The 24,211-nt window shown below is 39.0% G+C and carries 38 protein-coding genes; 2 read left to right on the top strand and 36 right to left on the bottom strand.

Annotated elements, in window-relative coordinates; translation table 11 throughout:
- Window positions 1-186 precede the first annotated feature (186 nt).
- Genes EJN90_RS03405 through EJN90_RS03415 form a run of 3 tightly spaced genes read right to left on the bottom strand, consistent with a single transcriptional unit; the run spans window position 187 to window position 2,676 of the window.
- Entirely contained in the window at window positions 187-984 is a 798-nt protein-coding gene (locus EJN90_RS03405) for an energy-coupling factor transporter transmembrane component T family protein (protein WP_126108874.1), read from the bottom strand.
- Window positions 977-1,861 carry an energy-coupling factor ABC transporter ATP-binding protein gene (locus EJN90_RS03410; protein WP_126108875.1) on the bottom strand — a complete coding sequence of 295 codons (885 nt, stop codon included), beginning with the start codon at window positions 1,859-1,861 and terminating at the stop codon, window positions 977-979. Before EJN90_RS03410 ends, EJN90_RS03405 begins: the two co-directional genes overlap by 8 nt.
- Window positions 1,837-2,676: an energy-coupling factor ABC transporter ATP-binding protein gene (locus EJN90_RS03415; protein ID WP_126108876.1), complete on the bottom strand. Its 840-nt coding sequence runs from the start codon at window positions 2,674-2,676 to the stop codon at window positions 1,837-1,839. Before EJN90_RS03415 ends, EJN90_RS03410 begins: the two co-directional genes overlap by 25 nt.
- A gap of 208 nt (window positions 2,677-2,884) precedes the next feature.
- Between EJN90_RS03415 and EJN90_RS03420 the strand changes: the two genes are divergently transcribed.
- Window positions 2,885-3,643, top strand: coding sequence for an alpha/beta hydrolase (locus EJN90_RS03420; RefSeq protein WP_126108877.1), 759 nt, complete (start codon window positions 2,885-2,887; stop codon window positions 3,641-3,643).
- 194 nt (window positions 3,644-3,837) lie between these two features.
- Here EJN90_RS03420 and EJN90_RS03425 read toward each other — a convergent pair whose 3' ends face one another.
- The gene (locus EJN90_RS03425; protein WP_126108878.1) at window positions 3,838-4,734 is read right to left on the bottom strand and encodes an aldo/keto reductase; all 897 of its coding nucleotides are present in this window, start codon (window positions 4,732-4,734) and stop codon (window positions 3,838-3,840) included.
- Window positions 4,735-4,783: 49 nt separating this feature from the next.
- Window positions 4,784-5,734, bottom strand: coding sequence for a VOC family protein (locus tag EJN90_RS03430; RefSeq protein ID WP_126108879.1), 951 nt, complete (start codon window positions 5,732-5,734; stop codon window positions 4,784-4,786).
- A 125-nt stretch (window positions 5,735-5,859) separates the two neighbouring features.
- On the opposite strand from EJN90_RS03430, the gene EJN90_RS03435 reads away from it, so the two are divergent.
- The gene (locus EJN90_RS03435; RefSeq protein WP_126108880.1) at window positions 5,860-6,549 is read left to right on the top strand and encodes a nuclease-related domain-containing protein; all 690 of its coding nucleotides are present in this window, start codon (window positions 5,860-5,862) and stop codon (window positions 6,547-6,549) included.
- A 364-nt stretch (window positions 6,550-6,913) separates the two neighbouring features.
- Here the strand turns inward: EJN90_RS03435 and rplQ are convergent, their stop codons facing one another.
- The 31 genes from rplQ to rsxC all read right to left on the bottom strand — a co-directional run bounded on the left by rplQ (window position 6,914) and on the right by rsxC (window position 23,787).
- On the bottom strand, window positions 6,914-7,294 hold the full coding sequence (gene rplQ / locus EJN90_RS03440) for a 50S ribosomal protein L17 (protein WP_126108881.1): 381 nt from the start codon (window positions 7,292-7,294) through the stop codon (window positions 6,914-6,916).
- 27 nt (window positions 7,295-7,321) lie between these two features.
- Window positions 7,322-8,266 carry a DNA-directed RNA polymerase subunit alpha gene (locus tag EJN90_RS03445; protein WP_126108882.1) on the bottom strand — a complete coding sequence of 315 codons (945 nt, stop codon included), beginning with the start codon at window positions 8,264-8,266 and terminating at the stop codon, window positions 7,322-7,324.
- A gap of 82 nt (window positions 8,267-8,348) precedes the next feature.
- A complete protein-coding gene (gene rpsK / locus EJN90_RS03450) occupies window positions 8,349-8,735 on the bottom strand; it encodes a 30S ribosomal protein S11 (protein WP_126108883.1) in 387 nt (128 codons plus the stop codon).
- Between the two features lie 27 nt (window positions 8,736-8,762).
- Entirely contained in the window at window positions 8,763-9,128 is a 366-nt protein-coding gene (gene rpsM / locus EJN90_RS03455) for a 30S ribosomal protein S13 (RefSeq protein WP_126108884.1), read from the bottom strand.
- A 20-nt stretch (window positions 9,129-9,148) separates the two neighbouring features.
- The gene (gene rpmJ, locus EJN90_RS03460) at window positions 9,149-9,262 is read right to left on the bottom strand and encodes a 50S ribosomal protein L36 (RefSeq protein ID WP_062470716.1); all 114 of its coding nucleotides are present in this window, start codon (window positions 9,260-9,262) and stop codon (window positions 9,149-9,151) included.
- 33 nt (window positions 9,263-9,295) lie between these two features.
- Complete coding sequence (gene infA, locus EJN90_RS03465; protein ID WP_126108885.1) at window positions 9,296-9,514, bottom strand: translation initiation factor IF-1; 219 nt, start codon at window positions 9,512-9,514, stop codon at window positions 9,296-9,298.
- Between the two features lie 133 nt (window positions 9,515-9,647).
- Complete coding sequence (locus tag EJN90_RS03470; protein ID WP_126108886.1) at window positions 9,648-10,298, bottom strand: adenylate kinase; 651 nt, start codon at window positions 10,296-10,298, stop codon at window positions 9,648-9,650.
- 60 nt (window positions 10,299-10,358) lie between these two features.
- Complete coding sequence (gene secY, locus EJN90_RS03475) at window positions 10,359-11,651, bottom strand: preprotein translocase subunit SecY (protein ID WP_126108887.1); 1,293 nt, start codon at window positions 11,649-11,651, stop codon at window positions 10,359-10,361.
- A complete protein-coding gene (gene rplO / locus EJN90_RS03480; protein ID WP_126108888.1) occupies window positions 11,651-12,091 on the bottom strand; it encodes a 50S ribosomal protein L15 in 441 nt (146 codons plus the stop codon). The genes secY and rplO overlap by 1 nt, the downstream gene beginning before the upstream one ends.
- Window positions 12,092-12,124: 33 nt before the next feature.
- Window positions 12,125-12,307, bottom strand: coding sequence for a 50S ribosomal protein L30 (gene rpmD, locus EJN90_RS03485; protein ID WP_126108889.1), 183 nt, complete (start codon window positions 12,305-12,307; stop codon window positions 12,125-12,127).
- Between the two features lie 14 nt (window positions 12,308-12,321).
- Complete coding sequence (rpsE, locus tag EJN90_RS03490; protein ID WP_126108890.1) at window positions 12,322-12,822, bottom strand: 30S ribosomal protein S5; 501 nt, start codon at window positions 12,820-12,822, stop codon at window positions 12,322-12,324.
- Window positions 12,823-12,842: 20 nt separating this feature from the next.
- Window positions 12,843-13,208, bottom strand: a complete 366-nt coding sequence (gene rplR / locus EJN90_RS03495) for a 50S ribosomal protein L18 (protein WP_164543994.1) — start codon at window positions 13,206-13,208, stop codon at window positions 12,843-12,845.
- A gap of 46 nt (window positions 13,209-13,254) precedes the next feature.
- The gene (gene rplF, locus EJN90_RS03500) at window positions 13,255-13,791 is read right to left on the bottom strand and encodes a 50S ribosomal protein L6 (protein ID WP_126108892.1); all 537 of its coding nucleotides are present in this window, start codon (window positions 13,789-13,791) and stop codon (window positions 13,255-13,257) included.
- A 42-nt stretch (window positions 13,792-13,833) separates the two neighbouring features.
- A complete protein-coding gene (gene rpsH, locus EJN90_RS03505; protein WP_126108893.1) occupies window positions 13,834-14,232 on the bottom strand; it encodes a 30S ribosomal protein S8 in 399 nt (132 codons plus the stop codon).
- A gap of 33 nt (window positions 14,233-14,265) precedes the next feature.
- Window positions 14,266-14,451 carry a type Z 30S ribosomal protein S14 gene (locus tag EJN90_RS03510; protein WP_076768503.1) on the bottom strand — a complete coding sequence of 62 codons (186 nt, stop codon included), beginning with the start codon at window positions 14,449-14,451 and terminating at the stop codon, window positions 14,266-14,268.
- 19 nt (window positions 14,452-14,470) lie between these two features.
- On the bottom strand, window positions 14,471-15,010 hold the full coding sequence (gene rplE, locus EJN90_RS03515) for a 50S ribosomal protein L5 (protein ID WP_126108894.1): 540 nt from the start codon (window positions 15,008-15,010) through the stop codon (window positions 14,471-14,473).
- Between the two features lie 26 nt (window positions 15,011-15,036).
- Window positions 15,037-15,345, bottom strand: coding sequence for a 50S ribosomal protein L24 (gene rplX / locus EJN90_RS03520; RefSeq protein WP_126108895.1), 309 nt, complete (start codon window positions 15,343-15,345; stop codon window positions 15,037-15,039).
- A 33-nt stretch (window positions 15,346-15,378) separates the two neighbouring features.
- On the bottom strand, window positions 15,379-15,747 hold the full coding sequence (rplN, locus tag EJN90_RS03525; RefSeq protein ID WP_126108896.1) for a 50S ribosomal protein L14: 369 nt from the start codon (window positions 15,745-15,747) through the stop codon (window positions 15,379-15,381).
- A gap of 45 nt (window positions 15,748-15,792) precedes the next feature.
- The gene (rpsQ, locus tag EJN90_RS03530; RefSeq protein WP_126108897.1) at window positions 15,793-16,059 is read right to left on the bottom strand and encodes a 30S ribosomal protein S17; all 267 of its coding nucleotides are present in this window, start codon (window positions 16,057-16,059) and stop codon (window positions 15,793-15,795) included.
- A gap of 24 nt (window positions 16,060-16,083) precedes the next feature.
- The gene (gene rpmC / locus EJN90_RS03535) at window positions 16,084-16,281 is read right to left on the bottom strand and encodes a 50S ribosomal protein L29 (RefSeq protein WP_126108898.1); all 198 of its coding nucleotides are present in this window, start codon (window positions 16,279-16,281) and stop codon (window positions 16,084-16,086) included.
- Entirely contained in the window at window positions 16,271-16,705 is a 435-nt protein-coding gene (rplP, locus tag EJN90_RS03540) for a 50S ribosomal protein L16 (RefSeq protein ID WP_126108899.1), read from the bottom strand. Before rplP ends, rpmC begins: the two co-directional genes overlap by 11 nt.
- A gap of 3 nt (window positions 16,706-16,708) precedes the next feature.
- The gene (gene rpsC, locus EJN90_RS03545) at window positions 16,709-17,365 is read right to left on the bottom strand and encodes a 30S ribosomal protein S3 (RefSeq protein WP_126108900.1); all 657 of its coding nucleotides are present in this window, start codon (window positions 17,363-17,365) and stop codon (window positions 16,709-16,711) included.
- Between the two features lie 3 nt (window positions 17,366-17,368).
- Complete coding sequence (rplV, locus tag EJN90_RS03550; protein WP_126108901.1) at window positions 17,369-17,725, bottom strand: 50S ribosomal protein L22; 357 nt, start codon at window positions 17,723-17,725, stop codon at window positions 17,369-17,371.
- A 20-nt stretch (window positions 17,726-17,745) separates the two neighbouring features.
- Window positions 17,746-18,027 (bottom strand): 30S ribosomal protein S19, encoded by a 282-nt coding sequence (gene rpsS, locus EJN90_RS03555; protein ID WP_126108902.1) that lies wholly within the window; start codon window positions 18,025-18,027, stop codon window positions 17,746-17,748.
- Window positions 18,028-18,082: 55 nt separating this feature from the next.
- Window positions 18,083-18,913, bottom strand: coding sequence for a 50S ribosomal protein L2 (gene rplB / locus EJN90_RS03560; RefSeq protein ID WP_126108903.1), 831 nt, complete (start codon window positions 18,911-18,913; stop codon window positions 18,083-18,085).
- A 42-nt stretch (window positions 18,914-18,955) separates the two neighbouring features.
- Entirely contained in the window at window positions 18,956-19,243 is a 288-nt protein-coding gene (gene rplW, locus EJN90_RS03565) for a 50S ribosomal protein L23 (protein WP_126108904.1), read from the bottom strand.
- Window positions 19,243-19,866 carry a 50S ribosomal protein L4 gene (gene rplD, locus EJN90_RS03570; RefSeq protein ID WP_126108905.1) on the bottom strand — a complete coding sequence of 208 codons (624 nt, stop codon included), beginning with the start codon at window positions 19,864-19,866 and terminating at the stop codon, window positions 19,243-19,245. Before rplD ends, rplW begins: the two co-directional genes overlap by 1 nt.
- Before the next feature lie 27 nt (window positions 19,867-19,893).
- The gene (rplC, locus tag EJN90_RS03575) at window positions 19,894-20,529 is read right to left on the bottom strand and encodes a 50S ribosomal protein L3 (RefSeq protein WP_126108906.1); all 636 of its coding nucleotides are present in this window, start codon (window positions 20,527-20,529) and stop codon (window positions 19,894-19,896) included.
- 53 nt (window positions 20,530-20,582) lie between these two features.
- Window positions 20,583-20,891: a 30S ribosomal protein S10 gene (gene rpsJ, locus EJN90_RS03580; protein ID WP_076768489.1), complete on the bottom strand. Its 309-nt coding sequence runs from the start codon at window positions 20,889-20,891 to the stop codon at window positions 20,583-20,585.
- Window positions 20,892-21,448: 557 nt separating this feature from the next.
- Window positions 21,449-22,462, bottom strand: coding sequence for an RnfABCDGE type electron transport complex subunit D (locus tag EJN90_RS03585; RefSeq protein ID WP_126108907.1), 1,014 nt, complete (start codon window positions 22,460-22,462; stop codon window positions 21,449-21,451).
- A gap of 5 nt (window positions 22,463-22,467) precedes the next feature.
- A complete protein-coding gene (gene rsxC, locus EJN90_RS03590) occupies window positions 22,468-23,787 on the bottom strand; it encodes an electron transport complex subunit RsxC (protein ID WP_126108908.1) in 1,320 nt (439 codons plus the stop codon).
- Window positions 23,788-24,211: the final 424 nt, after the last annotated feature.

Genomic DNA, 24,211 nt, shown 5'->3' on the forward strand with positions numbered 1-24,211 from the left:
AAGCTTTTTTCAGCCAACTTTACCTGATAATATCCGTTTATCAAGGAAAGCTGCAAGTATTAAGCCTTTCTTTGCTTGATATCCCTCGTTTATCAAGGAAACGAGGGAAATTTAAGTCCTTCTTTACCTGATATATCCTATTCCATTAGAAAAGGTCCAGTACATGTTGTGCTGGACCTTTTAAAATTAATTTCTCAAGAGAATTAATAGTGCTGTTAATACCACAAACCCAATCATCGAAATGGTATCTCGTGTCTGCCATTTCAATTGGCGGTATTTGGTTCTTCCTTCGCCACCTTGGTAGCCGCGTGCTTCCATGGCATTCGCCAATTCGTCTGCCCGGTTAAAAGAGCTGACAAAAAGAGGAACTAAGATGGGAGTCACAGCTTTCATTTGCTGGATAATATTTCCTTCTCCAAAGTCTACCCCTCTTGCACGTTGAGCGTTCATGATTTTCGTTGCTTCATCCATCAAGGTTGGCACAAAACGCAAGGCGATTGATAACATCAACGCAATTTCGTGCACAGGCATTTTCCATTTTTTCAATGGTCCCAGCAAGGTTTCGATTGCATCTGTTAATGATAATGGCATAGTTGTCAATGTAAGCAGTGTCGACATAAAAATAATCAGCACAAACCGCATAAAAATAAAAGCACCATTTAATAAACCGAAAGAAGTAATATTAATAATTCCCCAGCTGAAATATGTCTCACCGCCTGTTGTAAATAGAATCTGCAGGACAACGGTAAAAGCAATCAACCAAATGAGGGGCTTCACTCCGTTAAGGAATACTTTCAAGGAAATCCCCGATAAATAAACACATAAAAACGTAAAGAGCGTCATTGCGAGATAGGTTTCCCAGTTATTTGCTAAAAAGATGATAACGATGAAATAAAAGGCACCGATTAATTTCGCACGGGGGTCCATCTTATGGATAAATGAATCGCCTTGGATATAACGTCCGAATAATAACTTATCAAGCATCCAGAGCACCTTCTTCCTTCTCTTTTAGCTTGGAAATAATTACTTCAGCAAGCCTTTCAGTACCAAGCGGCCGTATATCACCAAAGTCAATTCCTGTTTTTTTGCTGAATCTCTGCATAAACTGCAAAGATGCCGGCAAGCCTAGTTGTTTTTCTTGCAGCCATTGTTCGTCTAAGAAAATTTCTTCCGGCAGTCCCATTTTTACCACCGTTCCTTTTTCCATAATAATCACATGATCCGCATAAGATGCCACGTCATCCATTTGATGGGTTACTAATACGATTGAAATATTCTCTTCTTTATGGAGACGATAAAACATATTCATAATCTCCCGGCGTCCTGCGGGGTCTAGACCAGCAGTAGGCTCATCCAAAACCAATACTTCCGGATTCATTGCGAGCACTCCTGCGATCGCTACACGTCGCATCTGGCCACCTGACAGATCAAATGGTGAGCGCTCCATGAAGGTTTCATCCAATCCCACTAACGGTAAAACTTTCCGAACCATATTCATCGCTTCTTCTTCAGAAACTCCAAAGTTCATAGGTCCAAAAGCAATATCTTTGGCAATTGTTTCTTCAAACAACTGTGATTCAGGAAATTGAAAAACAATTCCTACTTTTTTACGCAAAAACTTTAAATTCTTATTACTTGTCTCTTTGGTAATGATACGGTCGCCAATTGTTACGGAACCTTCAGTAGGTTTTAACAATGCATTTAAATGCTGAGTAACGGTCGATTTTCCACTTCCTGTATGCCCAATCAAAGCAGTGTAAGAGCCATCTGGTATCTGCAAACTTACATCATACAATGCACGACTCTCAAATGGTGTCCCAGCTGAATAGGCAAAGCCTACATCTTGGAATATAATGTCCATAGCCAATCCACCATCCCTTCTTCAGTCAAATATTCTTCCGGTACTTCCAGTCCTTGACGTTTCAATTGATATTTTAATTTCTCTGGGAAAGGAATATCCAGTCCCATTGCGATAATATCTGCTCCTACCGCAAATATTTCTTCAGGCGTACCGATTTGTTTTAATTCTCCAGCTTCCATCACAAAAATCCGATTCGCTTTTGCAGCTTCATCGATATCATGAGTAATCGAAATCACTGTTAAATTCTGTTCTTTTTTAATGCGTTGAATCGTCTCAATCACTTCACGGCGACCTTTTGGATCCAGCATGGTCGTCGCTTCATCCAAAATAATAATGTCTGGTGCCAGAGCGATGATTCCTGCAATTGCGACACGTTGTTTTTGACCGCCAGAAAGACGAGCAGGTTCTTTGTCTATGAAACCAGTCATATTAACAGCTTCTACAGAAGCGAGCACACGCTCAATCATTTCTTCGCGTGGAACCCCAATATTTTCTAAACCAAAAGCAATATCATCTTGAACAGTAGAACCAACAAACTGATTATCTGGATTCTGGAAAACCATTCCTACTTTTCGACGGATTTCCCATACGGTTTCTTCCGATAAAGTCGTTCCACCAATAATGACTTCCCCTGATTTCGCTTCTACTAAACCATTGATGGTTTTTGCTAAAGTAGATTTACCGGATCCATTTGGCCCGATAATCGCAATCCATTCTCCCTTGTTAATGGAGAAAGAAACATCTTTTAAGGCAGGACGCAAATCTTCTTCTGTATAAGTAAAATTTATGTTTTTTAATTGGATTATTTCTTGCATTAGATACCCTACTTCCTTCTTGTTACTAAAATATCCATTAGTACATCTTTAGTATCGTAGATTTTCATTTATCACTTATCTAGTATACTGGAAAGTTATGAAAAAAGCATTAGGTGTCTTGTCACTTTTAAATGATTTTGAAAAAATTTATCTTTCTTAATCGAAGCAAGTTAAGGTAGAATAAAAAGAAAAGCGGAGTTGATTAAAAATGGGTGTTATCCAGGGTTCATTATTCTCAGATGCATTAGGAATGAATATTTCTTATACAGCAATCTTACCGGAACAAGTTGAAGGTCCTTATCCCACTATTTATTTACTGCATGGTTATTCCGATGATGATCATGCTTGGCTTTATAATACGTCTCTTGTCCGTTATGCAAGTACGCAGAAGCTCGCTATTTTTATGCCCCAAGTCCATTTAAGTTTCTATGCAAATATGAAATATGGAAATCAATATTGGGATTTCATTAACGAAGAGTTCCCTAAAAAAATGGATCGCATTTTTAATATAAGTGATCGACCAGAAGAGCGTTTTGTAGCTGGTTTGTCGATGGGCGGTTACGGGGCTTATAAATTAGCTTTAAATGCTCCTGAAAATTGGCGAGGTGCAGCATCTTTGTCAGGTGTAGTAGACTTAGTAAGCTTATGGAAGACAGATTCATCCAATGATGTACGTCTTTCCCACATTTTTGGCTCACTGGAAGAGTTGCAAGAGTCAAATAATGATCTCGTTTATTTGCTTGAAAAGCTTGCAGAGAAGCACAAAAAGCCTGCTTTCTTTCAATCTTGTGGAACAGAAGACTTCTTGTATGAAAATAATAGAGGATTCCACCATAAAATGGAAAATGCTGGTTTGGATTATACTTATATAGAAGAGGCTGGTGAGCACAATTGGATTTTTTGGGATAATCAAATTCAAAAAGTCCTCACATGGATCGAAGATTTACAAAAAAATGAATGGGTTTGATTATATTAAAAGGAGAGTGGGAAAAAAGGCGTTTAGATCCGAATCACTGGAACGAATAAGCACAGGATGGACGAAGACCATCCGCGCATGATTCGTGAAGTGGATGTCGGATCTGCCTTTTTGAGCACGTTTACACCACTATTATTCGTTAATACTAGAGGGGCCGGGAGTTTTTTCCCAGCCCCTTTTTCTCTTTAAATGATATCTAGGGATGTTCTGTGGTTGGGTGCAGGAAACGCTCTGTCTAATTCTTTTAATTCTTCTTCGGTAAAATTGATCTCTACGCTGGCCCCATTGCTTGCCGTGTGCGTTGGGTTTCCGGATTTAGGGATTGCCATTATTCCTTCTTTATGAATCGCCCATGCAAGAAGAATTTGTTGTGGACTTGCACCATATTTTTCTCCAATCTCATTTACACTTGCACTGCTCAGTAACCGGCTATTTAAATCTCCACCCTGTGCTAATGGTGAATATGCCATTAGTGGAATTTGATGGGATTCATGCCAAGGAATCAATTCATACTCAATTCCCCGCGATCCCAAATGATAGAGTACCTGATTGATTTGACAATTTTCCCCTCCAGGAATTGATAATAATTCCTCCATAGCAGATGCATCGAAATTTGAAACACCCCAACGCTTAATTTTTCCTTCTTCCTTTAGTTGCTCCATTCCTTCCACGACATCTTTTAAAGGCACGCTTCCTCGCCAATGCAACAAATACAGGTCTAAAAATTCAGTCTTTAAGCGGCGCAGACTATTTTCACAAGCTTCCTTTATTTTCTCTTTCGAAGCATTATGGGGGTATACTTTCGACACTAAAAAGACTTGATTTCTTATGTCTTTCAGCGCCTCTCCTACCATTTCTTCAGATTTTCCCTCTCCATACATTTCAGCAGTATCGATTACGGTCATGCCAAGTTCTACTCCAAGGCGCAATGCTTCTATTTCCTGTTGCCGCTTTGAAAGGTCGTCTCCCATATTCCAAGTACCTTGACCTAATTTAGGCAGTTCTGTTCCATCTGGTAATATGATTCTCTTTCTGGCATTTGCTTGTTGTATCCTTAACTTATCTGTCTGTGAAAGCTCCATTTTTTCTTCCTCCTTTATTTGAATAAAGTGTAAATGATTTAATAGTCTCTTATTCTTTAATTCCTTTTAGTGGATTCAGCTTTGCAAAAATTTCATCACGTTTTTCATTTAAAAATGGTGGTAAGTCCAGTTGTTTTCCTAACGACTCCACATCACTGTCTATAGTGAAGCCCGGTTTATCAGTAGCTATCTCAATCATAATACCGTTTGCTTCTCTAAAATACATACTTTCAAAGTAATAGCGATCATAGCGGCCGACTACCTTAAAACCGAAGTCCGTTATTTTCTTTTGCCAATAATCGAGTTCTGCGCCATTCGATACTCGTATTGCCAGATGATGGACGCTGCCTTTTCCAGGCTTTTCTTTTGGTCCTTTTTCTTCTTTTAACAATATTTCGCCGACTAAACTACCTTCGAAGGATTGATATAAAGCTTCTTCCTTTGTTCGGTAAACTTCATAATAACCAAAAATATCTACCAGAACATCTCTTGACGTTGGTAAATTTTCAACGGTAAATTCAACAGCACCCATTCCACGAATTTGATGTTCCACCGGGACTTCTGAGTTTTCCCATGACTCCCAAAAGTCTGCTTGCTGCCCCTCTCCGGCAATGAGTGCCAGGCGCAAACCTTCTTGGTCTTCGAATAAAATAGCAGGCCGTTTCCCGTAAGTAGTGACTTCGCTGTGTTCCACGCTATATTCTTTAAATCTTTCTATCCAATAAGCAAAATTTTCTTCGCTTTTCACAAGAAGGCCGATTCTCGAAATTGCGTTTGTTCCTCGCTGGGTATGTCCCAAACGTTGATTTTCAAAGAATGTCAAATCGATTCCCGGACTTCCCGTTTTATCCCCATAAAACAGATGATACATCTGTGGATTATTCTGATTGACGCTGACTTTCACTCTTCTTAATCCTAAAATCTCTTCATAGAAATAAGTATTTTCGTCGCCATTTTTTGTCATCATTGATATATGATGGTGCCCCAATATTTTGTACATCAGATCCCAACTTTCTAACTGTTCTTTTATTTATCATAGCACAACTTATATTTCGAATTCAAACTATTTTATTTATATGGTTTTCAATAGTTTTTGCGTATTTATCTATAAAGGGGGAATTTTAAATGATTTTGGAAAAACCAGTGTCCGTACAAACCTTTGAAGCTTTAAACAAAAGAATGAGCTTTAACTCCACTCAAAAGTATCGTTTTCAAAATAACCAATCTGGTGTAAAAGGTGAATTTGGTTTCGCAGATGATTTAGCTCTTCAAACTTTTTCACATCAATCTATATATGACTCTGAGTTTGAAACAGGTCTTTGTCCACAACTTGATTTTATTGTGATTACATCAAAGGTAATTCATCTATATGATGTTAAAAATTTTGACGGGATTTATTATTATGAGAATGGCCATTTCAGATCGACTAAAAAGAAAATTTACAGCCCTCTGACCCAGCTTGATCGTGCGTATGATGTACTGGACATATTATTGCAGCAAAAGAATATTCAGCTACCGATTGTAAAAAAATTAGTTTTTGTTAATCCTAATTTCACTTTGTATGGGAATCGACCAGATCTTCCAATCATTCTTCCTTCACAGTTGAATCAGCATTTCAATGATATTACACATAGCAGCTCTGAACTGCAGGACTATCATTATCAGATTACAGAGTACATTGAGAGTCGAAAAATCAGAAAAAAAAGTTATGATACAAAAATTGACTACTGTTATGATTCACTTACAGAAGGAGTTTGGTGTGATAATAGTGTCAGCACTGTATTAACAAGAGAAATTATTCAAAAATTTCAATAGAATACATTCGAGGATGAAAGGCATATTCGATGGATTATTTAAAGTGCAGAGCATTTTTCTGAGCTGTACTTTAAATAATTGTAAAATATTTCGTTCTTTTCCTTTCAAAACGGTCTCTAAAAATTTTATGCACAAAAAAAAGACGAGAACTATGTCTCATCTTTTCTTGAACGGGATATTTGGAAATAAGAAAAAAAATAGAGCTGAACATTTTCCGTTCATCTCTTATAGATCATACAAATGGTGAGCCGCTTACGGAAATGTACATTTCCGTAAGGGTCCACGAGCTAGACTTTAACTTCTCAACCAATTGGGAGAAATCAACATCATAACGCTCTTTTCATCTGAAAGATAAATAATTCTATTAAACTAATTCAATGATAACCATTGGCGCTGCGTCACCGCGGCGTGGTTCTGTTTTCATGATACGAGTGTATCCGCCTTGACGATCTGCATAGCGTTCTGCCAAGCCATTGAATAGTTTTTGCAATGCTGTTTCGATAACGATTTCTTCGTCTTCTTCACGAACATCTGCAACTTCATTACGTACGAACTGTGCAGCCATACGACGAGCATGCAAATCTCCACGTTTACCGAAAGTAATCATTTTTTCAACAGTTTTACGAATCTCTTTAGCACGAGCTTCCGTTGTAACGATGCGCTCGTTGATAATTAGATCTGTTGTTAAATCGCGTAGCAATGCTTTTCTTTGAGAACTTGTACGTCCTAATTTACGATAAGCCATTCCTGGAAATCCTCCTTTGCTGCAGTACTAGTCATCTTGGCGTAAAGTTAATTCAAGTTCATCCAACTTGTTTTTCACTTCTTCAAGTGATTTACGACCTAGATTTCGCACTTTAATCATTTCTGCTTCTGATTTATTCGTCAGTTCTTGAATCGTATTGATTCCCGCACGTTTCAGACAGTTATATGAACGAACAGACAAGTCTAGTTCTTCAATTGTCATTTCTAGCATTTTCTCTTTTTGAGTCTCTTCTTTTTCTACCATCACTTCAGCCTTGCGAGCTTCGTCCGTTAGATTTACAAAGATGTTTAAATGCTCCGTTAGGATTTTTGCAGCTAAACTAACTGCTTCCTCTGGACTTACGGAACCATTTGTCCATACATCCAAAGTTAATTTATCATATACGTTCTTTTGACCGATGCGAGTATTTTCAACTTGATAATTTACTTTATGTACAGGAGTAAAAATCGAGTCAACTGGAATTACACCAATTGGCATGTCTTCCGTTTTATTATGTTCAGAGCGAACATAACCACGGCCATTTTTTGCATCCATACGCACATGGAACTGTGCACCTTCAGCAACGGTACAAATATATAAATCAGGGTTCAATACTTCTACATCACTGTCATGATTGATGTCCGCAGCTGTTACAACTGCAGGACCTTTTACGTCAATTTCAATTGTTTTATCTTCATTGGTATAGAATTTCAAAGCTAATTGTTTAATGTTTAAGATAATTTGCGTAACATCTTCCAACACGCCATCAATTGTTGAAAACTCATGCAGAACTCCATCAATTTGAATAGTAGATACTGCAGTACCTGGTAATGATGATAATAAGATACGACGTAAAGAGTTACCAAGTGTAGTCCCATATCCCCGTTCAAGTGGTTCCACAACGAATTTGCCAAAAGTAGCATCCTCGCTGATCTCAATCGTCTCAATTCTTGGTTTTTCAATTTCGATCATATGTCAATTTACCCCTTTCAAAACGGTTCGTTCATCCTAGTGAGTCCATTGCGATAAAAAACTTCTGGATACAAAAGATGTGTTATACCCGACGACGTTTTGGTGGGCGACATCCGTTGTGTGGAATAGGAGTTACGTCACGAATTGCAGTAACTTCCAAACCAGTTGCTTGTAGAGAGCGAATAGCTGCTTCACGTCCAGAACCAGGACCTTTAACTGCTACTTCAACACTCTTCATGCCATGTTCCATAGAAGCTTTTGCAGCAGACTCTGCAGCCATTTGTGCCGCGAAAGGAGTTGATTTACGAGAACCTCTAAACCCTAACGCACCAGCAGAAGACCATGAAATTGCATTTCCATGTACGTCTGTAATCATAACAATTGTATTATTAAATGTAGAACGAATGTGAGCTACACCAGACTCAATATTTTTTCTCACACGACGTTTACGTGATACTTTTTTAGCCATGAAGTGTTTACCTCCTTCACTTAATTATTATTTTTTCTTACCAGCGATTGATTTTGCAGGACCCTTACGAGTACGTGCATTGTTTTTTGTATTTTGTCCGCGAACAGGCAAACCACGACGATGACGGATTCCTCGGTAAGAACCGATTTCGATCAAGCGTTTGATGTTTAAGTTAACTTCACGACGCATGTCACCTTCAATTTTAAGTTTATCTACTTCTGCACGGATGCGGTCTAACTCATCATTAGTTAAGTCACGAACACGAGTATCTTCTGAAACATCTGCTGCTTCTAGAACTTTCTTAGCAGTTGTGTTTCCAATACCGTAAATGTATGTCAATGAAATAACGATGCGTTTGTCACGCGGAATATCTACTCCAGCGATACGAGCCATTTAATGGCACCTCCTTATAATTATCCTTGGCGTTGTTTGTGTTTAGGATTTTCACAAATCACCATAACACGGCCATTTCTGCGGATTACTTTACATTTTTCGCAGATTGGTTTTACTGATGCTCTAACTTTCATTATTTTTTCCTCCTTTAAAATGATGGAGTGTGATTATTTGAAACGATATGTTATACGGCCGCGAGTGAGATCATACGGGGATAATTCCACCGTAACTTTATCACCTGGAAGAATACGGATATAGTTCATCCGGATTTTACCAGAAACATGCGCGAGCACAATATGGCCGTTTTCAAGTTCTACTTTGAACATTGCATTTGGCAACGTCTCAGCGACTACTCCTTCAATTTCAATAACGTCGTCTTTCGCCATCTTCATACCTCCTCACATTCTGTTGGGCTGATTGGTTATTATTCGTCTAAGCAACTTTATTTTACACTAACTGCTATATTATAGCATAATATCAAGCTTTTGCAAAGAAAATACTTTGTTGCAATCAACTAGTTTAGCCAATGATGTTTTGGACTTCAGCAAACACGTTGTCAATTCCAATTTCACCATCAACAGTATGGAGTAACCCTTTTTCAGAGTAAAACTCTAGAATTGGTTTGGATTGTTCTTGATTAATGCGAATACGATTTTCAACTGTTTCAGGCTTATCGTCTTCTCGTTGATAAAGATCTGTACTGCCACAACGATCACAAACCCCTTCCACTTTTGGTGGGTGGTTTAGTTTATGATAAGTTGCGCCGCAATTACGGCAAATAATACGACCTGTCAAACGAGCCATTAAGACTTCAGGATTTACGTCAATATTGATTACTGCATCAATTTGACGATTCAATTCCGTCATAATGTTGTCCAAAGCTACGGCTTGGTCCATTGTTCTTGGAAATCCATCCAACAAGAAACCATTCTTCGTATCTTCTTCTTGTAGACGTTCTTTAACAATACCATTTGTTACTTCGTCAGGAACTAACTCGCCTTTGTCCATGAAAGACTTAGCTTCTAGTCCTAACTGAGTTTCATTTTTCATTGCTGCACGAAACATATCTCCAGTAGAAATATGTGGAATACCATACTCATCGATGATACGTTCAGCTTGTGTTCCTTTTCCAGCGCCAGGAAGTCCTGTAATAATCAGGTTTTTCTTCATTTTACTCGTCTCCTTTTTATGCAATTGCAAGTTGTGGCGGGGACTAGCCCCTCACACAGCTTACTTTTGTATAAATCCTTGATAATTGCGTTTCACCATTCGTCCTTCAATTTGTCTTGCGGTATCCAATGCGGTTCCCACTACAATCAAAAGACTAGTTCCACCAAGAGCTAAAGAGTCTGGTAGGTTCCATAATGCAGAAGCAACAATAGGCAAGAGAGCAATCAAGCCGAGAAACACAGCGCCAACCGTACTTAAGCGCATCAACAAGCTTGTTATATATTCTTCCGTTCCTCTTCCAGGGCGGACACTTGGAATGTACGCTCCAGACCTTTGTAAGTTCTCAGCCATTTTTTCAGGGTTAATTTGAATTAGAGCATAGAAATACGTGAAAACGACGATTAGAATTGTATAAATAGCAGCTCCAATCGGTTCACGGAAATTGACTAATGTATTAACTACCTGGTACCAAGTAGCATCACTATGACTTGCTGCAAAGAATCCTAAGATTGTTTGAGGAGTCATCATGAACGAGCTGGCAAAAATAACCGGAATAACTCCAGCAGAGTTGATTTTTAGCGGTAAATGGGCAGCCTGGTTTGATCCAGTTGCTCGTTTCGAATATTGAACGGGTATTCTTCGTTCCGCTTGTTGAATGTACACAACAAAAATAACAACCAATAACATCGCTACTAATAAAGCAACGGAAAAAATAATATTCGTTGTCAGTTGACTTGAATCAACAAATCGATCTTGATAGAACGTCACTAAATCAGCAGGGATACGAGCAACGATTCCAGAAAAGATAATGAGTGATGTCCCATTTCCAATTCCGTTCATCGTGATGGAGTCACCGATAAAAATGACTAACATCGAACCAGCTGTCATAATCAAAGCAATGATCAGATAGGTTTGTACTCCTGGATTTCGAACTAATCCTAAGTTGGATAATTGGTTAAAACCAATCGAGATCCCAATTGATTGGACGAATGCAAGTACAACAGCTAAATATTTTGTTGCTTGGTTCAACTTTCTTCTACCAACTTCACCTTGTTTAGACCATTCCGTAAATTTGGGAATAATGTCCATTTGCAATAGTTGAATGACAATAGAAGAAGTGATATAGGGCGAGACACCCATTGCGAAGATAGAGTACTGACTTAGTGCTCCACCCCCAAAAGTGTTCAACAAGCTAAACAAACCTGTTGATGCCAAATTCTGGATGGCACTCGCATTCACACCTGGTACAGTGATATGTGTTCCAATACGGAAAACAATCAACATACCTAGTGTGAAGAAGATTCTATTTCTAATGTCTTTCACCTGAAATGCATTTTTCAGAAGTGTAAACATTAGATCACCTCAACAGTTCCACCTGCAGCTTCAATCGCTTCTTTTGCTGCTTCGGAGAATTTATGAGCTTTAACAGTCAATTTTTTCTCAACAGCACCTTTTGCTAAAACTTTGATGCCGGATTTTTCATCACGAACAACGCCGCTTTCGACAAGTAATGCCGGTGTTACTTCTGTACCATCTTCAAAACGGTTCAATGTATCTAGGTTTACTACAGCATATTCTTTACGGTTGATGTTTGTAAAACCACGTTTAGGAATACGACGGAACAACGGTTGTTGTCCACCTTCGAAACCAAGTCTTACTCCACCACCTGAACGAGCTTTTTGACCTTTATGTCCACGTCCGGATGTTTTTCCGTTTCCTGATGAAGATCCACGACCTACACGGTTACGTACTTTACGAGACCCTTCTGTTGGTTTTAATTCATGAAGTTTCATAGTAACTGGGCACCTCCTTCATTATTGATTGAATTATTTAACTTCTTCTACTTCTACTAAATGGCTAACAGTGTTTACCATGCCGTTGATTGCGTCATTAGCTGGTTTTACAACTGTTTTGCCTACTTTTGTTAATCCTAAAGCCTTCAAAGTATCTTTTTGGTTTTGAGGACGTCCAATTGAGCTGCGTTTTAAAGTAATCTTTAATTCTGCCATTTTGTATATCCTCCTTAACCTTTAATTTCTTCTACAGACTTACCGCGTAATGCAGCAATGTCCTCGATTTTTTTCAATTGTTCCAAACCTTCAACAGTAGCACGAACCATGTTAATTGGTGTGTTAGAGCCTAATGATTTAGATGTAATATCCGCAATACCTGCTAATTCGATAACCGCACGAACAGGACCTCCAGCTGATACTCCAGAACCGGCAATAGCTGGTTTCAACATAACGTTCCCACCGCTATAACGACCGATTACTTCATGAGGAATTGTTGTTCCTGTAATTGGTACTTCAATCATGTTTTTCTTAGCAGCTTCGATAGCTTTACGGATTGCTTCTGGAACTTCGTTAGCTTTCCCTGTACCGAAACCAACATGACCATTTCTGTCTCCGACAACAACTAATGCAGCAAAACGTAACTTACGTCCACCTTTTACAACTTTAGTTACACGATTAATCGCTACTACGCGATCTTCAATATCTAAATGAGTTGGGTCAATATATACCATATGTAGGCATCCTCCTTTTCTTAGAAATCTAGTCCATTTTCACGGGCAGCTTCAGCTAAAGTTTGTACTCGTCCATGATATAAGTATCCACCACGGTCAAATACAACAGTTTTTAACCCTTTTTCAATTGCACGTTCTGCAATAGCTTTTCCTACAACTGCGGCGCTTTCTGTTTTTGTAGCTGCTTCAGATGCATCTTTTTTACTAGAGGCACTTGCCAGCGTCACACCCGCTACGTCATCAATTAATTGAGCGTAGATGTGTTTGTTAGAACGGAAAACGTTCAAGCGTGGGCACTCAGCAGTTCCAGAAATTTTTCTTCTTACGCGTGCATGTCTTGACTGACGCACTTTATTTTTATCTGGTTTGTTAATCACAATTGTCACCTCTTTTATTTAAATTTATTAACTTGCTTTTAAAAGTAGCTGGTTATTATTTACCAGTCTTACCTTCTTTACGACGGATAATTTCGTCAGAGTACTTGATACCTTTACCTTTATATGGCTCAGGTGGACGTACCGCACGAATGTTGGCTGCTAAAGCTCCAACTTTTTCTTTATCGTATCCAGAAACAGTTACTTTTGTGTTTGCGTTAACTTCAACAGTTACGCCTTCTTCTGGAATGAATTCAACTGGATGAGAGTAACCTACGTTCAATACAAGTTTATTTCCTTGTAATTGTGCACGGTACCCAACCCCGATTAATTCTAGATCTTTCTTGAATCCTTCTGATACACCTACAACCATGTTATTGAACAAAGCGCGAGATGTTCCATGAATAGATTTAGTGAACTTTTCTTCATTAGCACGAGCAAATGTAGCAGTGTTGCCTTCTATGCTCATAGTAATTAAGTTACTAAAAGTTTGTGTCAATTCGCCTTTAGGACCTTTGACTGTTACTGTGTTTCCATCTTGAGTAACGGTTACGCCAGCTGGAATTTCGACTAGTTTATTACCAATACGACTCACAGGGCTGCACCTCCTTATTTTTTTTGCGGTTAGAAGCTTGGATTACCAAACGTAAGCCAATACTTCTCCACCAATATTTTTAGCTCTTGCTTCTTTATCTGTTACTACGCCTTCAGAAGTGGATACGATAGCAATTCCTAGTCCGTTTAATACACGGGGAACTTCGCCGGTTTTCGCATACACACGCAATCCTGGTTTAGAAATGCGTTTCAAGCCAGTAATAACACGTTCGTTATTCACTCCATATTTTAAGAAAACACGGATAACATTTTGTTTGTCATCTTCGATGACTTCATAGTTTTTAATAAATCCTTCATTTTTAAGGATTTTTGCAATTTCCACCTTCATATTAGAAGCAGGTACTTCCAAGCTTGCATGGCGTACCATGTTTGCATTACGAATACGAGTAAGGAAATCTGCGATTGGATCTGTCATAACCATTAACTTTTACCTCCTTCTTGCGGGTATGGCTGATTACCAGCTTGCTTTCTTCATGCCTGGGATTTGTCCTTTATAAGCCAGTTCACGTAAGCAAATGCGGCAGAGCTTGAATTTGCGATAAACGGAATGTGGACGTCCACAGCGTTCGCAACGAGTGTACTCTTGAGTAGAGAATTTCGCTGGACGTTTATTTTTAGCAATCATTGATTTTTTAGCCAAGTCATTTCGCCTCCTTCGCTTATTTTTGGAATGGCATTCCTAGTTGTGTCAACAATTCTCTTGATTCTTCGTCTGTATTAGCAGTAGTTACGATAACAATATCCATACCACGTACTTTGTCAACTCGATCATAGTCAACTTCTGGGAAAATCAATTGTTCTTTTACACCTAAAGTATAGTTTCCACGTCCATCGAAAGAACGTTTGCTAATACCACGGAAGTCACGTACACGTGGCAAGGAAACTGTTACTAGTTTGTCTAAGAAATCATACATTCTATCTCCACGTAGTGTTACTTTGGCACCAATAGCCATACCTTCACGTAGACGGAATGCTGCGATTGATTTTTTTGCGTGAGTAATTACTGGTTTTTGACCAGAGATTAATGTTAATTCTTCAACTGCTTTTTCTAGGTTTTTTGCGTTTGCTACAGCGTCACCAACACCCATGTTGATAACAATTTTTTCTACTTTGGGAACTTCCATTACAGAAGAATAGTTGAATTTCTCCACCAATGAAGGTGTGATTTCATTTGTAAATTTTTCTTTCAAACGGTTCATTTAAGAGATCCTCCTTCCTTCAATGATTAGTCGATAATTTCGCCAGTTTTTTTAGAAACACGGACTTTTTTATCGTCTTGAACTTTATAACCTACTTTAGTAGGCTCACCAGTTTTAGGATCAATCAACATTACATTAGACACATGAATTGGCGCTTCTTCTTCAAGAATACCACCAGTCAAGTTGCTTTGTGAAGCTTTACGGTGCTTCTTCACAATGTTAATGCCTTCAACGATTACACGGTCTTGTTTCGGCAAAGTTTTTAGGATAGTTCCTTCTTTACCTTTATCTTTCCCAGTAATCACTTTAACTTTATCGCCAGTTTTTACGTGCATGAGTTGTTGCACCTCCTTCAATTCTTACGATTCTTACAATACTTCTGGAGCTAGAGAAACAATCTTCATGTAGTTGTTGTCACGTAATTCACGAGCAACAGGTCCAAAGATACGTGTTCCACGTGGGCTCTTGTCATCACGGATAATTACGCATGCATTTTCATCGAACTTGATGTAAGAACCGTCTTTACGGTGTGCACCAGTTTTTGTACGAACAATAACAGCTTTTACGATTTCACCTTTTTTGACAACGCCACCGGGTGTAGCTTGTTTTACTGAAGCAACAATTACATCACCAATGTTTGCGTATTTACGGCCAGATCCACCCAACACTTTAATAGCTAAGACTTCTCTTGCTCCTGAGTTATCGGCAACTTTCAAACGACTTTCTGTTTGGATCACTTTAGTATCCTCCTTCCGGATCAGGAATTATTTCAATTTTAAATATTAGATAATCACAGACTCTTCGATAATATCCATTAAACGGAAGTTTTTCGTTGCGGATAATGGACGAGTTTCCATGATTCTTACGACATCACCAAGTTTTGCTTGATTGTTTTCGTCATGTGCTTTGTACTTTTTAGAGTATCTTACACGTTTACCGTATGTTGGATGATTTTTGTAAGTAGAAACTTCTACAACAATTGTTTTATCCATTTTGTCAGAGACAACACGGCCTTGGTAGACTTTACGCTTGTTACGTTGTTCAGTCATTTTTTAGTACCCTCCTTCGCTGAATTACTGATTTTGCAATTCTTTTTGACGCAACACAGTTTTGATGCGTGCAATTGATTTGCGAACTTCTTTCAAACGGGCAGTATTTTCAAGTTGCCCTGTAGCAAGTTGGAATCGTAGATTGAAAAGCTCTTCTTTGAACTCTTTTTCTTTTTCAATCATTTCAGCAGTGGATAATTCTTTGATTTCATTAGCTTTCATTCGATTCACCACCAATTTCTGTGCGTTTTACGATTTTTGTTTTAATTGGCAATTTATGAGATGCCAATCGCAAAGCTTCACGTGCTACTTCTTCAGATACGCCGCCTACTTCAAACATGATTTTTCCACGTTTAACAGGTGCAACCCATCCTTCTGGAGCTCCTTTACCGGAACCCATACGAACACCGATAGCTTTGGATGTATATGATTTATGAGGGAAGATTTTAATCCAAACTTTCCCTCCACGTTTCATGTAACGTGTCATAGCAATACGAGCTGCTTCGATTTGACGGTTTGTAATCCATTTTGAATCAACGGCTTGCAATCCGTATTCACCAAATACAACTTCTTTTCCACCTTTTGCTTCTCCGCGCATTTTTCCACGGAATTCACGACGGTGTTTTACACGCTTAGGTACTAACATTGGTTATTTCCCTCCTTTCTCAGATTCTTTACGTTCTGGTAATACTTCACCACGGGAAATCCAAACTTTAACGCCTAATTTTCCGTATGTAGTATCTGCTTCCTCCCATGCATAGTCAATATCTGCACGAAGTGTATGTAAAGGAACAGTTCCTTCTGAATATGATTCTGAACGAGCCATGTCTGCTCCGTTCAAACGTCCTGAAACCATAGTTTTAATACCATGAGCTCCAGCTCTCATTGTACGTTGGATTGCTTGTTTTTGAGCACGACGGAAAGCAACACGGTTTTCTAGTTGTCTTGCAATTCCTTCTCCTACTAACTTAGCATCCAAATCTGCTTTTTTAATCTCAACGATGTTAATATGAACACGTTTGTTTGTTAGGCTGTTTAGAGCTTTACGTAGTTTTTCAACTTCAGATCCACCTTTACCGATAACCATTCCTGGTTTAGCAGTATGGATTGAAATATTCACACGGTTTGCTGCACGTTCAATCTCTACACGAGAAACTGACGCTTCTTTTAAGTTAGTTTCGATATATTTACGAATTCTTAAATCTTCATGTAAGAAATCAGCGAAATCTTTTTCTGCGTACCATTTAGCATCCCAATCACGGATGATCCCAACACGCATTCCTATTGGATTAATTTTTTGACCCACAGATTATCCCTCCTTCTTTTCTGATACCACGATTGTAATGTGGCTTGTACGTTTCATAATCGGTGAAGCAGACCCTTTTGCGCGAGGACGGAAACGTTTCATAGTTGGTCCTTCGTTCACATAAGCTTCGCTTACTACCAAGTTTTCAATATCTAAATCATAGTTATGTTCCGCATTAGCAATAGCTGACATTAACACTTTTTCGACTGCAGGAGATGCAGCGCGAGGTGTGAATTTCAGAATGGAGATTGCTTCTCCAATGCTTTTTCCTCTGATAAGATCCACTACTAGACGAACCTTACGAGGTGCGATACGGACAGTGTTAGCAGTTGCTTTTGCAGCTGTAATTTGTTCTGCCATTTTAATTCCTCCCCTCGTAATTAACGACGACCTGTTCTCTTGTCGTCCGCCGCATGACCGCGGTATGTTCTTGTAGGAGCGAACTCCCCTAATTTATGTCCTACCATATCTTCTTGAACGTATACTGGAACATGTTTTCTTCCATCGTATACTGCAATCGTTTGGCCGATGAATTGTGGGAAAATTGTTGAACGACGTGACCAAGTTTTAATAACTTGTTTTTTGTCGCTCTTTGCAGCAACTTCCACTTTTTTCATAAGATGCTCATCGACGAAAGGTCCTTTTTTCAAACTACGACCCATGGTGAAGCCTCCTTTCGGTTCTCTTCTTTCAGTATCCTACATTTGATTACTTTAATTATTTCTTACGCCCACGAATAATCAATTTGCTAGATTTAGCTTTCTTATTACGTGTCTTCATACCACGTGCAGGTTTGCCCCATGGTGTCATAGGTGATTTACGTCCAATTGGTGCTTTACCTTCACCACCACCGTGTGGGTGATCGTTCGGGTTCATTACAGAACCACGTACAGTAGGTCTCTTACCTAACCAACGATTACGTCCTGCTTTACCAATGTTGATTAGTTCGTGTTGTTCGTTACCAACAGTACCAACTGTTGCACGACAAGCTGAAAGAATCATACGTACTTCACCTGAGTTCAAGCGAACCAGGGTATATTTTCCTTCACGTCCTAATACTTGTGCACTAGTACCTGCTGAACGGATTAATTGTCCGCCTTTACCAGGTTTTGTTTCAATATTGTGGATGAAAGTACCAACTGGGATGTTTACTAATGGCAATGCATTCCCAACTTTGATATCTACACCTTCACCAGATTCAATTTGTTGTCCAACTTTGATTCCTTTTGGAGCAATAATGTAAGCTTTAATTCCATCTGTATAGTGAATCAAAGCAATATTAGCAGTACGGTTTGGATCGTACTCAACAGCTTTAACGAGTCCAACTACGCCATCTTTATTACGCTTGAAGTCGATAATACGGTAAGCACGTTTGTGTCCGCCAGCTTGGTGACGTACAGTGATTTTACCTTGGTTATTACGGCCAGCGTTTTTACTTTTCTTTTCTAGTAACGTTTTTTCAGGAGTCGTTTTTGTGATTTCAGCGAAATCTGATCCTGTCATGTTACGACGACCGTTTGTTATCGGTTTGTATTTCTTAATCGCCACGTTATATTCCCTCCTATATGATGATTTGGGTTTCTACTAGTTTTATTCTTCTTCGAATAGTTCGATTGCTTTTGAGTTTTCAGTCAAAGTAACAATCGCTTTGCGGCGTTTCTTAGTATAGCCTTGGTAACGGCCCATACGTTTTAATTTTCCGCGAACATTCATGATATTCACATTTTTAACTTCTACGTCAAACAATTTTTCAACTGCTTGTTTTACCAAAGTTTTATTTGCGCGAACATCCACTTCAAAGGTATATTTCTTCTCGTCCATAGCAAGCATGGAAGCTTCTGTGATAACTGGACGTAAAACAACATCATGTAATTCCATTATTGAAGAGCCTCCTCTACCTTAGAAAGTGCAGCTTGCGTCAATACAACTTTTTCATGTGACACGATGTCTAGTACATTTAATCCGTCTTCTCCAATTACTGTAACTTTTGGAAGATTACGTGCAGATAATACTGCGAAGTCATTGTCATTTTCAACAACTACTAATACTTTTGAGTCTACATTTAAGTTAGTTAACACTTGTGCAAATTCTTTTGTTTTTGGTGCATCGAAAGCTAATCCTTCAAGGACAATCAGGTTTCCTTCTGCAACTTTTTCTGAAAGAACTGATTTCAAAGCTAAGCGACGAACTTTCTTGTTTAATTTATATTTGTAAGAACGAGGTGTTGGTCCAAAAACCACTCCACCGCCAACCCATTGTGGTGAACGGATTGATCCTTGACGAGCACGACCTGTTCCTTTTTGACGCCATGGTTTACGGCCGCCTCCGCGAACAGCGCTGCGGTTTTTAACTGCATGAGTTCCTTGTCTTAAAGATGCACGTTGCATAATAATTGCATCAAATACAACACTTTCGTTTGGTTCAATACCAAAGATTTCTTCGTTTAGTGTAACTTCACCATTTTGAGTACCATCTTGTTTAAATAGGGTTACGTTAGGCATGTTTCTCGTTCCTCCTTTCTAGAATACTTATTTAACAGCTTTACGTGCTGCTTTAATTTCGATTAGTGATTTTTTAGATCCAGGAACATTTCCTTTGATCAAGATAACATTCTTTTCAACGTCAACTTTAACAATTTCTAGGTTTTGGATAGTAATGCGTTTGCCACCCATTTGTCCAGGTAATTTTTTACCTTTAAATACGCGAGATGGATCAGATGCTGCACCCATCGAGCCAGGACGACGGTGGTAACGAGAACCGTGTGACATTGGTCCGCGAGATTGGCCATGACGTTTGATAACGCCTTGGAAACCATGTCCCTTAGATGTACCAGTGACATCAACGATGTCTCCTGTTTCGAATACATCCACTGTAATTTCTTTCCCTACTTCGTACTCTCCCAGCTCAACATCTTTGATTTCTCTAATGAAGCGCTTAGGAGCAGTTTTTGCTTTTGCTGCATGACCTTTAGCAGGTTTATTTGTCAATACTTCGCGAAGTTCTTGGTAACCAAGTTGAACTGATTCATATCCGTCAGTCTCAACTGTTTTAACTTGTAAAACTACGTTTGGAGTAGCTTCGATAACAGTTACTGGTACCAATTCTCCGTTTTCTGTAAAGAATTGAGTCATACCTACTTTTCTGCCTAAGATTCCTTTGGTCATGGTAACACCTCCGTTGTTTTTATTTTAGTTTTTTATTTTGGGTTAACGATTAATTATAGTTTGATTTCGATGTCAACGCCGCTTGGCAGATCCAACTTCATCAAAGCATCAACAGTTTTACTTGTTGGGTTGATGATATCAATCAAACGTTTGTGAGTACGCATCTCGAATTGCTCACGAGAATCTTTGTACTTGTGTGGTGAACGAATCACTGTATATAGTTGTCTCTCAGTAGGCAATGGAATCGGACCTGAAACAGAAGCTCCTGTTCTCTTTGCAGTTTCTACGATTTTGTCTGCTGATTGATCCAACGCACGGTGTTCATATGCTTTCAAACGGATACGAATCTTTTGTTTTGCCATTTTGTTCCCTCCTTCGTCAAATGTAAATCATAAGACTAGCTCCACGAAAATTTCCGGCCTCGCCCGCCGTGGCAAAGCGTCCGGGCGTGTCGCAACCTCTCGTTTCATCACTTGGCATCCTGATGACAGGACCCCTCTGTGCCTTTTCTTCTACTTCCGTAAAATTCGCACTTCATTAGTATACAGAGGTTCCCGTTCAAATGCAAGCTTTTTATATAGAAAATTTACTTCTTTTTTTATTTCTCTCTAACCTTTTATATTTTGCATGAAATTTACTCTTATTGCAAGCTTTTTCTCCAAGAAAAGCGAACAAGTCTGTTTTGGTCTATGAAAAAATAGAAAATTTGACCCTGAATTGTCAGGAGACTTCACGCTTCAGCGGGTTAGTCGAATGATATGCGTTAGCGAGCAGCAAAGCGCGCAATGGGGCAAATTTATCTTTTTTTCACTAAGCCAGGACTTGAGAGCTAGACATGATGGCTGAACTTATTGCCCTAGTCTCCGAAAAAAAGAGAATATTTCAACTTTCAAAATATTCTCTTCCTATATATAAGCAATTATTTAAGCATTGTTTTTTCTCTTGCTGTTTTATTATTTTTTATTCGCTGTTTATGCCCGTATATTCTGGGAGCTAAGTGGCGATCTATCAGGGGGCCGCAAGCATTCATAATTAATATGGAAAAACCTACGCCACCAGGGAAATCAAACAGAATGCGGATGATCCCCGTAAGTATTCCAGCTGCACAAGCGTAGACGATTTTTCCGTCTGGAGTCAGGGGCTGAGAGCTGTAGTCCGTCACCATATATACGGCTGCAAAAATGGCAGTTCCACTTAATACATGAGTCATCATATATTCAAAGGAGAAATCTCCATATAGAGTAGCAACCGCTGCTAGTGAAAATAAATAAAGCAGTGGTAATTTTGGTGAAATAATTTTCCGAGCAATTAAGTAAACCATACCAATCAAAATCATTATTTTTGAAGTCTCACCAACCGGCCCTCCTAAATTTGTACCTAAGAACAAGTCGAGTAGACCGGGCACTTCTTCCGGGACTGTTCTGGAAAAATGTCCTATATATTCAAGGGGCGTTGCAGTCGAAATCAAATCTGGACCGGGTAAAACCCAGTTGGTAATCCATGGTGAGAAAAAAGCTTTCAGCATCACTCGAGCTGCAACTGCTGGATTAAATACATTCCTGCCAATTCCACCAGGCAATTGTTTCACTATTAAAATAGCAAATAAACTTCCCACGATAATGGTCCAGAGCGGAGCAGTTGATGGCAGACTTAAAGCGATCAGCATTCCCGTTACTACTGCGCTTAAATCGTTAACAGTCACTTTCCGTTTCTTTACTCGTTGGTAACTAACTTCTGCTAACACTGAAGAAGTAATTCCTACTGCTACCATTATCAACACTCTGAAGCCAAAGAAATACCATCCACTGGCCAAAGGAAATAATAATGCCAGAATTACTTGAAGCATTACCCATTGAGCTGATGGTTTTGCATAAAGATGTGGAGATGGAACGGTAATTAAATTATCAAGGTTTATCTTCCTTTTTCCTTCCATATTCATTACCCCGCATTCTTCGCTTTAATAGCTTTTTTAGCACTACGAATATTATCTAGTAATGGTATTTTAGAAGGGCAAATATAAGAACAATTACCACATTCAATGCAATCCATGGCTCCTAAACGTTCGGCCTCTTCAATGTCAGCACGTTCAAAAGCATTGCTGATTAAAATAGGCTGCAAGCTTACGGGACAAACATTTAAACATTCCGAACAACGAATACAGTCTGTTTGTTCTCCTCTTTCCGATTCTTCCGGAACGAGAAAAGTCACTACAGAAGTTCCTTTTGTGACTGGCACATCAGCTGAAGCAATTGGTATCCCCATCATCGGACCGCCATGGAGTAGTTTTCCGGGAACAGAAGAAAATCCTTCACATTCTTCGATTAGCGAATTAATCGGTGTTCCAATACGAACCCGCAAATTTTTTGGTGTTTGGACAGCTTCTCCCGAAACCGTAGTAATCCTTTCAATCAAAGGCCGACCTAAATTTACTGCTTCATGAATCGCATTAGAGGTACCAACATTGGTAACAAAAACACGGACATCAGCTGGAAGACCTCCTGGCGGGACTTCACGACCCGTTAACTTTTGAATCAATACTTTTTCTGCTCCTTGAGGGTACATGGTCGGTAATACCTTGAGCTTGATGTCAGTGGAACGAATCACTTCTTTTAGAGCTTGTTCGCAATCAGGAGTGTCGTCTTCCAAAGCAATATAAATCGTTTTGGCTTTGAGAATCTCTTGAATAATCTTTGCTCCCTCTACGATACCGTTTGCCTGTTCAATCATTAAGCGATGGTCACTCGTTGAGTAGAGCTCACACTCCGCGCCATTAATAATGATTGTGTCAACAGGCTTTATATTATTAGGTTTTACCTTTATCCCAGTAGGAAAAGTAGCTCCTCCCATTCCTACAATGCCAGCTCTTTGAATTACCGCTAACTTTTCTTCTGCAGATAACGTTTTTCCTTCTTCTACAAGCGGCTCTTCCATCCTATCTTGATGATCATTTCGGATAACAATACAAGTATTCGGACCTTTTACTGTAGCTCGATCGGAAATAGCAATCACTTCGCCGGATACCGATGAAATAACATTTGCAGATATCCCATCCTCTGCCTCACCAAGTACTGTTCCAATTTTTATTTTATCTCCCACATCAACTACTGCTTTTGCTGGCTTTCCAATGTGCATGGAAAGAGGAAAAATCATTAGATCAGGGACTTTCGCTGTTTCAATGGGTAAGTTTTCTGTCTTTTGTTTTCGCTCTTCTGGAAATATTCCTTCATTTTTATCTTTTAACCAAAAATGAAATCTCATAGCATCACCTTCCTCTTATTGATTCACTTCCTTCTTACAGTTTCTTTGTAGATAATATAATTATAACGTAAGCGCTTTTATGCGTAAAGAAATTTTCTCTCTCAAAAAAATATTTCTTTGAAATTTCTAAGGAAAGTGGATTTCCTTATAGCTATGCTGAAGATAAGTGCTTTTCACAAACAACTTATTGCATCTAATAAAATATGCAAGCTTCAGATGTATTTTACCATTTCAAGCTTGCAGTTTTTTCAAAAGAGACACCTTCACAATGTTTTTTAAGCTTGAAGCTTGCACTTTCGTCCTAAGTGACACTTTCAGCAGCTCATATAGAGTTGAAGCTTGCACTTTACTCAGAAAAGCGAGGCAAGTCTGTTAGAAAAGCGGACAAGTCCGCCTTGGCCTATGAAAAAATAGGAAATTTGAC

The organism is Jeotgalibaca ciconiae (assembly GCF_003955755.1).
GTDB lineage: Bacteria > Bacillota > Bacilli > Lactobacillales > Aerococcaceae > Jeotgalibaca > Jeotgalibaca ciconiae.

What these genes read in the sequence shown, in the direction of transcription:
- EJN90_RS03405 (WP_126108874.1), bottom strand. Translation starts at nt 984, where the DNA reads ATGCTTGATAAGTTATTATTCGGACGTTATATCCAAGGCGATTCATTT.
- EJN90_RS03410 (WP_126108875.1), bottom strand. Translation starts at nt 1,861, where the DNA reads ATGGACATTATATTCCAAGATGTAGGCTTTGCCTATTCAGCTGGGACA.
- EJN90_RS03415 (WP_126108876.1), bottom strand. Translation starts at nt 2,676, where the DNA reads ATGCAAGAAATAATCCAATTAAAAAACATAAATTTTACTTATACAGAA.
- EJN90_RS03420 (WP_126108877.1), top strand. Translation starts at nt 2,885, where the DNA reads ATGGGTGTTATCCAGGGTTCATTATTCTCAGATGCATTAGGAATGAAT.
- EJN90_RS03425 (WP_126108878.1), bottom strand. Translation starts at nt 4,734, where the DNA reads ATGGAGCTTTCACAGACAGATAAGTTAAGGATACAACAAGCAAATGCC.
- EJN90_RS03430 (WP_126108879.1), bottom strand. Translation starts at nt 5,734, where the DNA reads ATGTACAAAATATTGGGGCACCATCATATATCAATGATGACAAAAAAT.
- EJN90_RS03435 (WP_126108880.1), top strand. Translation starts at nt 5,860, where the DNA reads ATGATTTTGGAAAAACCAGTGTCCGTACAAACCTTTGAAGCTTTAAAC.
- rplQ (WP_126108881.1), bottom strand. Translation starts at nt 7,294, where the DNA reads ATGGCTTATCGTAAATTAGGACGTACAAGTTCTCAAAGAAAAGCATTG.
- EJN90_RS03445 (WP_126108882.1), bottom strand. Translation starts at nt 8,266, where the DNA reads ATGATCGAAATTGAAAAACCAAGAATTGAGACGATTGAGATCAGCGAG.
- rpsK (WP_126108883.1), bottom strand. Translation starts at nt 8,735, where the DNA reads ATGGCTAAAAAAGTATCACGTAAACGTCGTGTGAGAAAAAATATTGAG.
- rpsM (WP_126108884.1), bottom strand. Translation starts at nt 9,128, where the DNA reads ATGGCTCGTATCGCTGGAGTAGATATTCCGCGTGACAAACGCATCGTT.
- rpmJ (WP_062470716.1), bottom strand. Translation starts at nt 9,262, where the DNA reads ATGAAAGTTAGAGCATCAGTAAAACCAATCTGCGAAAAATGTAAAGTA.
- infA (WP_126108885.1), bottom strand. Translation starts at nt 9,514, where the DNA reads ATGGCGAAAGACGACGTTATTGAAATTGAAGGAGTAGTCGCTGAGACG.
- EJN90_RS03470 (WP_126108886.1), bottom strand. Translation starts at nt 10,298, where the DNA reads ATGAAGAAAAACCTGATTATTACAGGACTTCCTGGCGCTGGAAAAGGA.
- secY (WP_126108887.1), bottom strand. Translation starts at nt 11,651, where the DNA reads ATGTTTACACTTCTGAAAAATGCATTTCAGGTGAAAGACATTAGAAAT.
- rplO (WP_126108888.1), bottom strand. Translation starts at nt 12,091, where the DNA reads ATGAAACTTCATGAATTAAAACCAACAGAAGGGTCTCGTAAAGTACGT.
- rpmD (WP_126108889.1), bottom strand. Translation starts at nt 12,307, where the DNA reads ATGGCAGAATTAAAGATTACTTTAAAACGCAGCTCAATTGGACGTCCT.
- rpsE (WP_126108890.1), bottom strand. Translation starts at nt 12,822, where the DNA reads ATGGTATATATTGACCCAACTCATTTAGATATTGAAGATCGCGTAGTA.
- rpsH (WP_126108893.1), bottom strand. Translation starts at nt 14,232, where the DNA reads ATGGTTATGACAGATCCAATCGCAGATTTCCTTACTCGTATTCGTAAT.
- rplE (WP_126108894.1), bottom strand. Translation starts at nt 15,010, where the DNA reads ATGAACCGTTTGAAAGAAAAATTTACAAATGAAATCACACCTTCATTG.
- rplX (WP_126108895.1), bottom strand. Translation starts at nt 15,345, where the DNA reads ATGCACGTAAAAACTGGCGATAAAGTTAAAGTGATTACTGGGAAAGAT.
- rpsQ (WP_126108897.1), bottom strand. Translation starts at nt 16,059, where the DNA reads ATGACTGAACAACGTAACAAGCGTAAAGTCTACCAAGGCCGTGTTGTC.
- rpmC (WP_126108898.1), bottom strand. Translation starts at nt 16,281, where the DNA reads ATGAAAGCTAATGAAATCAAAGAATTATCCACTGCTGAAATGATTGAA.
- rplP (WP_126108899.1), bottom strand. Translation starts at nt 16,705, where the DNA reads ATGTTAGTACCTAAGCGTGTAAAACACCGTCGTGAATTCCGTGGAAAA.
- rplV (WP_126108901.1), bottom strand. Translation starts at nt 17,725, where the DNA reads ATGGCAGAACAAATTACAGCTGCAAAAGCAACTGCTAACACTGTCCGT.
- rpsS (WP_126108902.1), bottom strand. Translation starts at nt 18,027, where the DNA reads ATGGGTCGTAGTTTGAAAAAAGGACCTTTCGTCGATGAGCATCTTATG.
- rplW (WP_126108904.1), bottom strand. Translation starts at nt 19,243, where the DNA reads ATGGAATTACATGATGTTGTTTTACGTCCAGTTATCACAGAAGCTTCC.
- rplD (WP_126108905.1), bottom strand. Translation starts at nt 19,866, where the DNA reads ATGCCTAACGTAACCCTATTTAAACAAGATGGTACTCAAAATGGTGAA.
- rplC (WP_126108906.1), bottom strand. Translation starts at nt 20,529, where the DNA reads ATGACCAAAGGAATCTTAGGCAGAAAAGTAGGTATGACTCAATTCTTT.
- rpsJ (WP_076768489.1), bottom strand. Translation starts at nt 20,891, where the DNA reads ATGGCAAAACAAAAGATTCGTATCCGTTTGAAAGCATATGAACACCGT.
- EJN90_RS03585 (WP_126108907.1), bottom strand. Translation starts at nt 22,462, where the DNA reads ATGGAAGGAAAAAGGAAGATAAACCTTGATAATTTAATTACCGTTCCA.
- rsxC (WP_126108908.1), bottom strand. Translation starts at nt 23,787, where the DNA reads ATGAGATTTCATTTTTGGTTAAAAGATAAAAATGAAGGAATATTTCCA.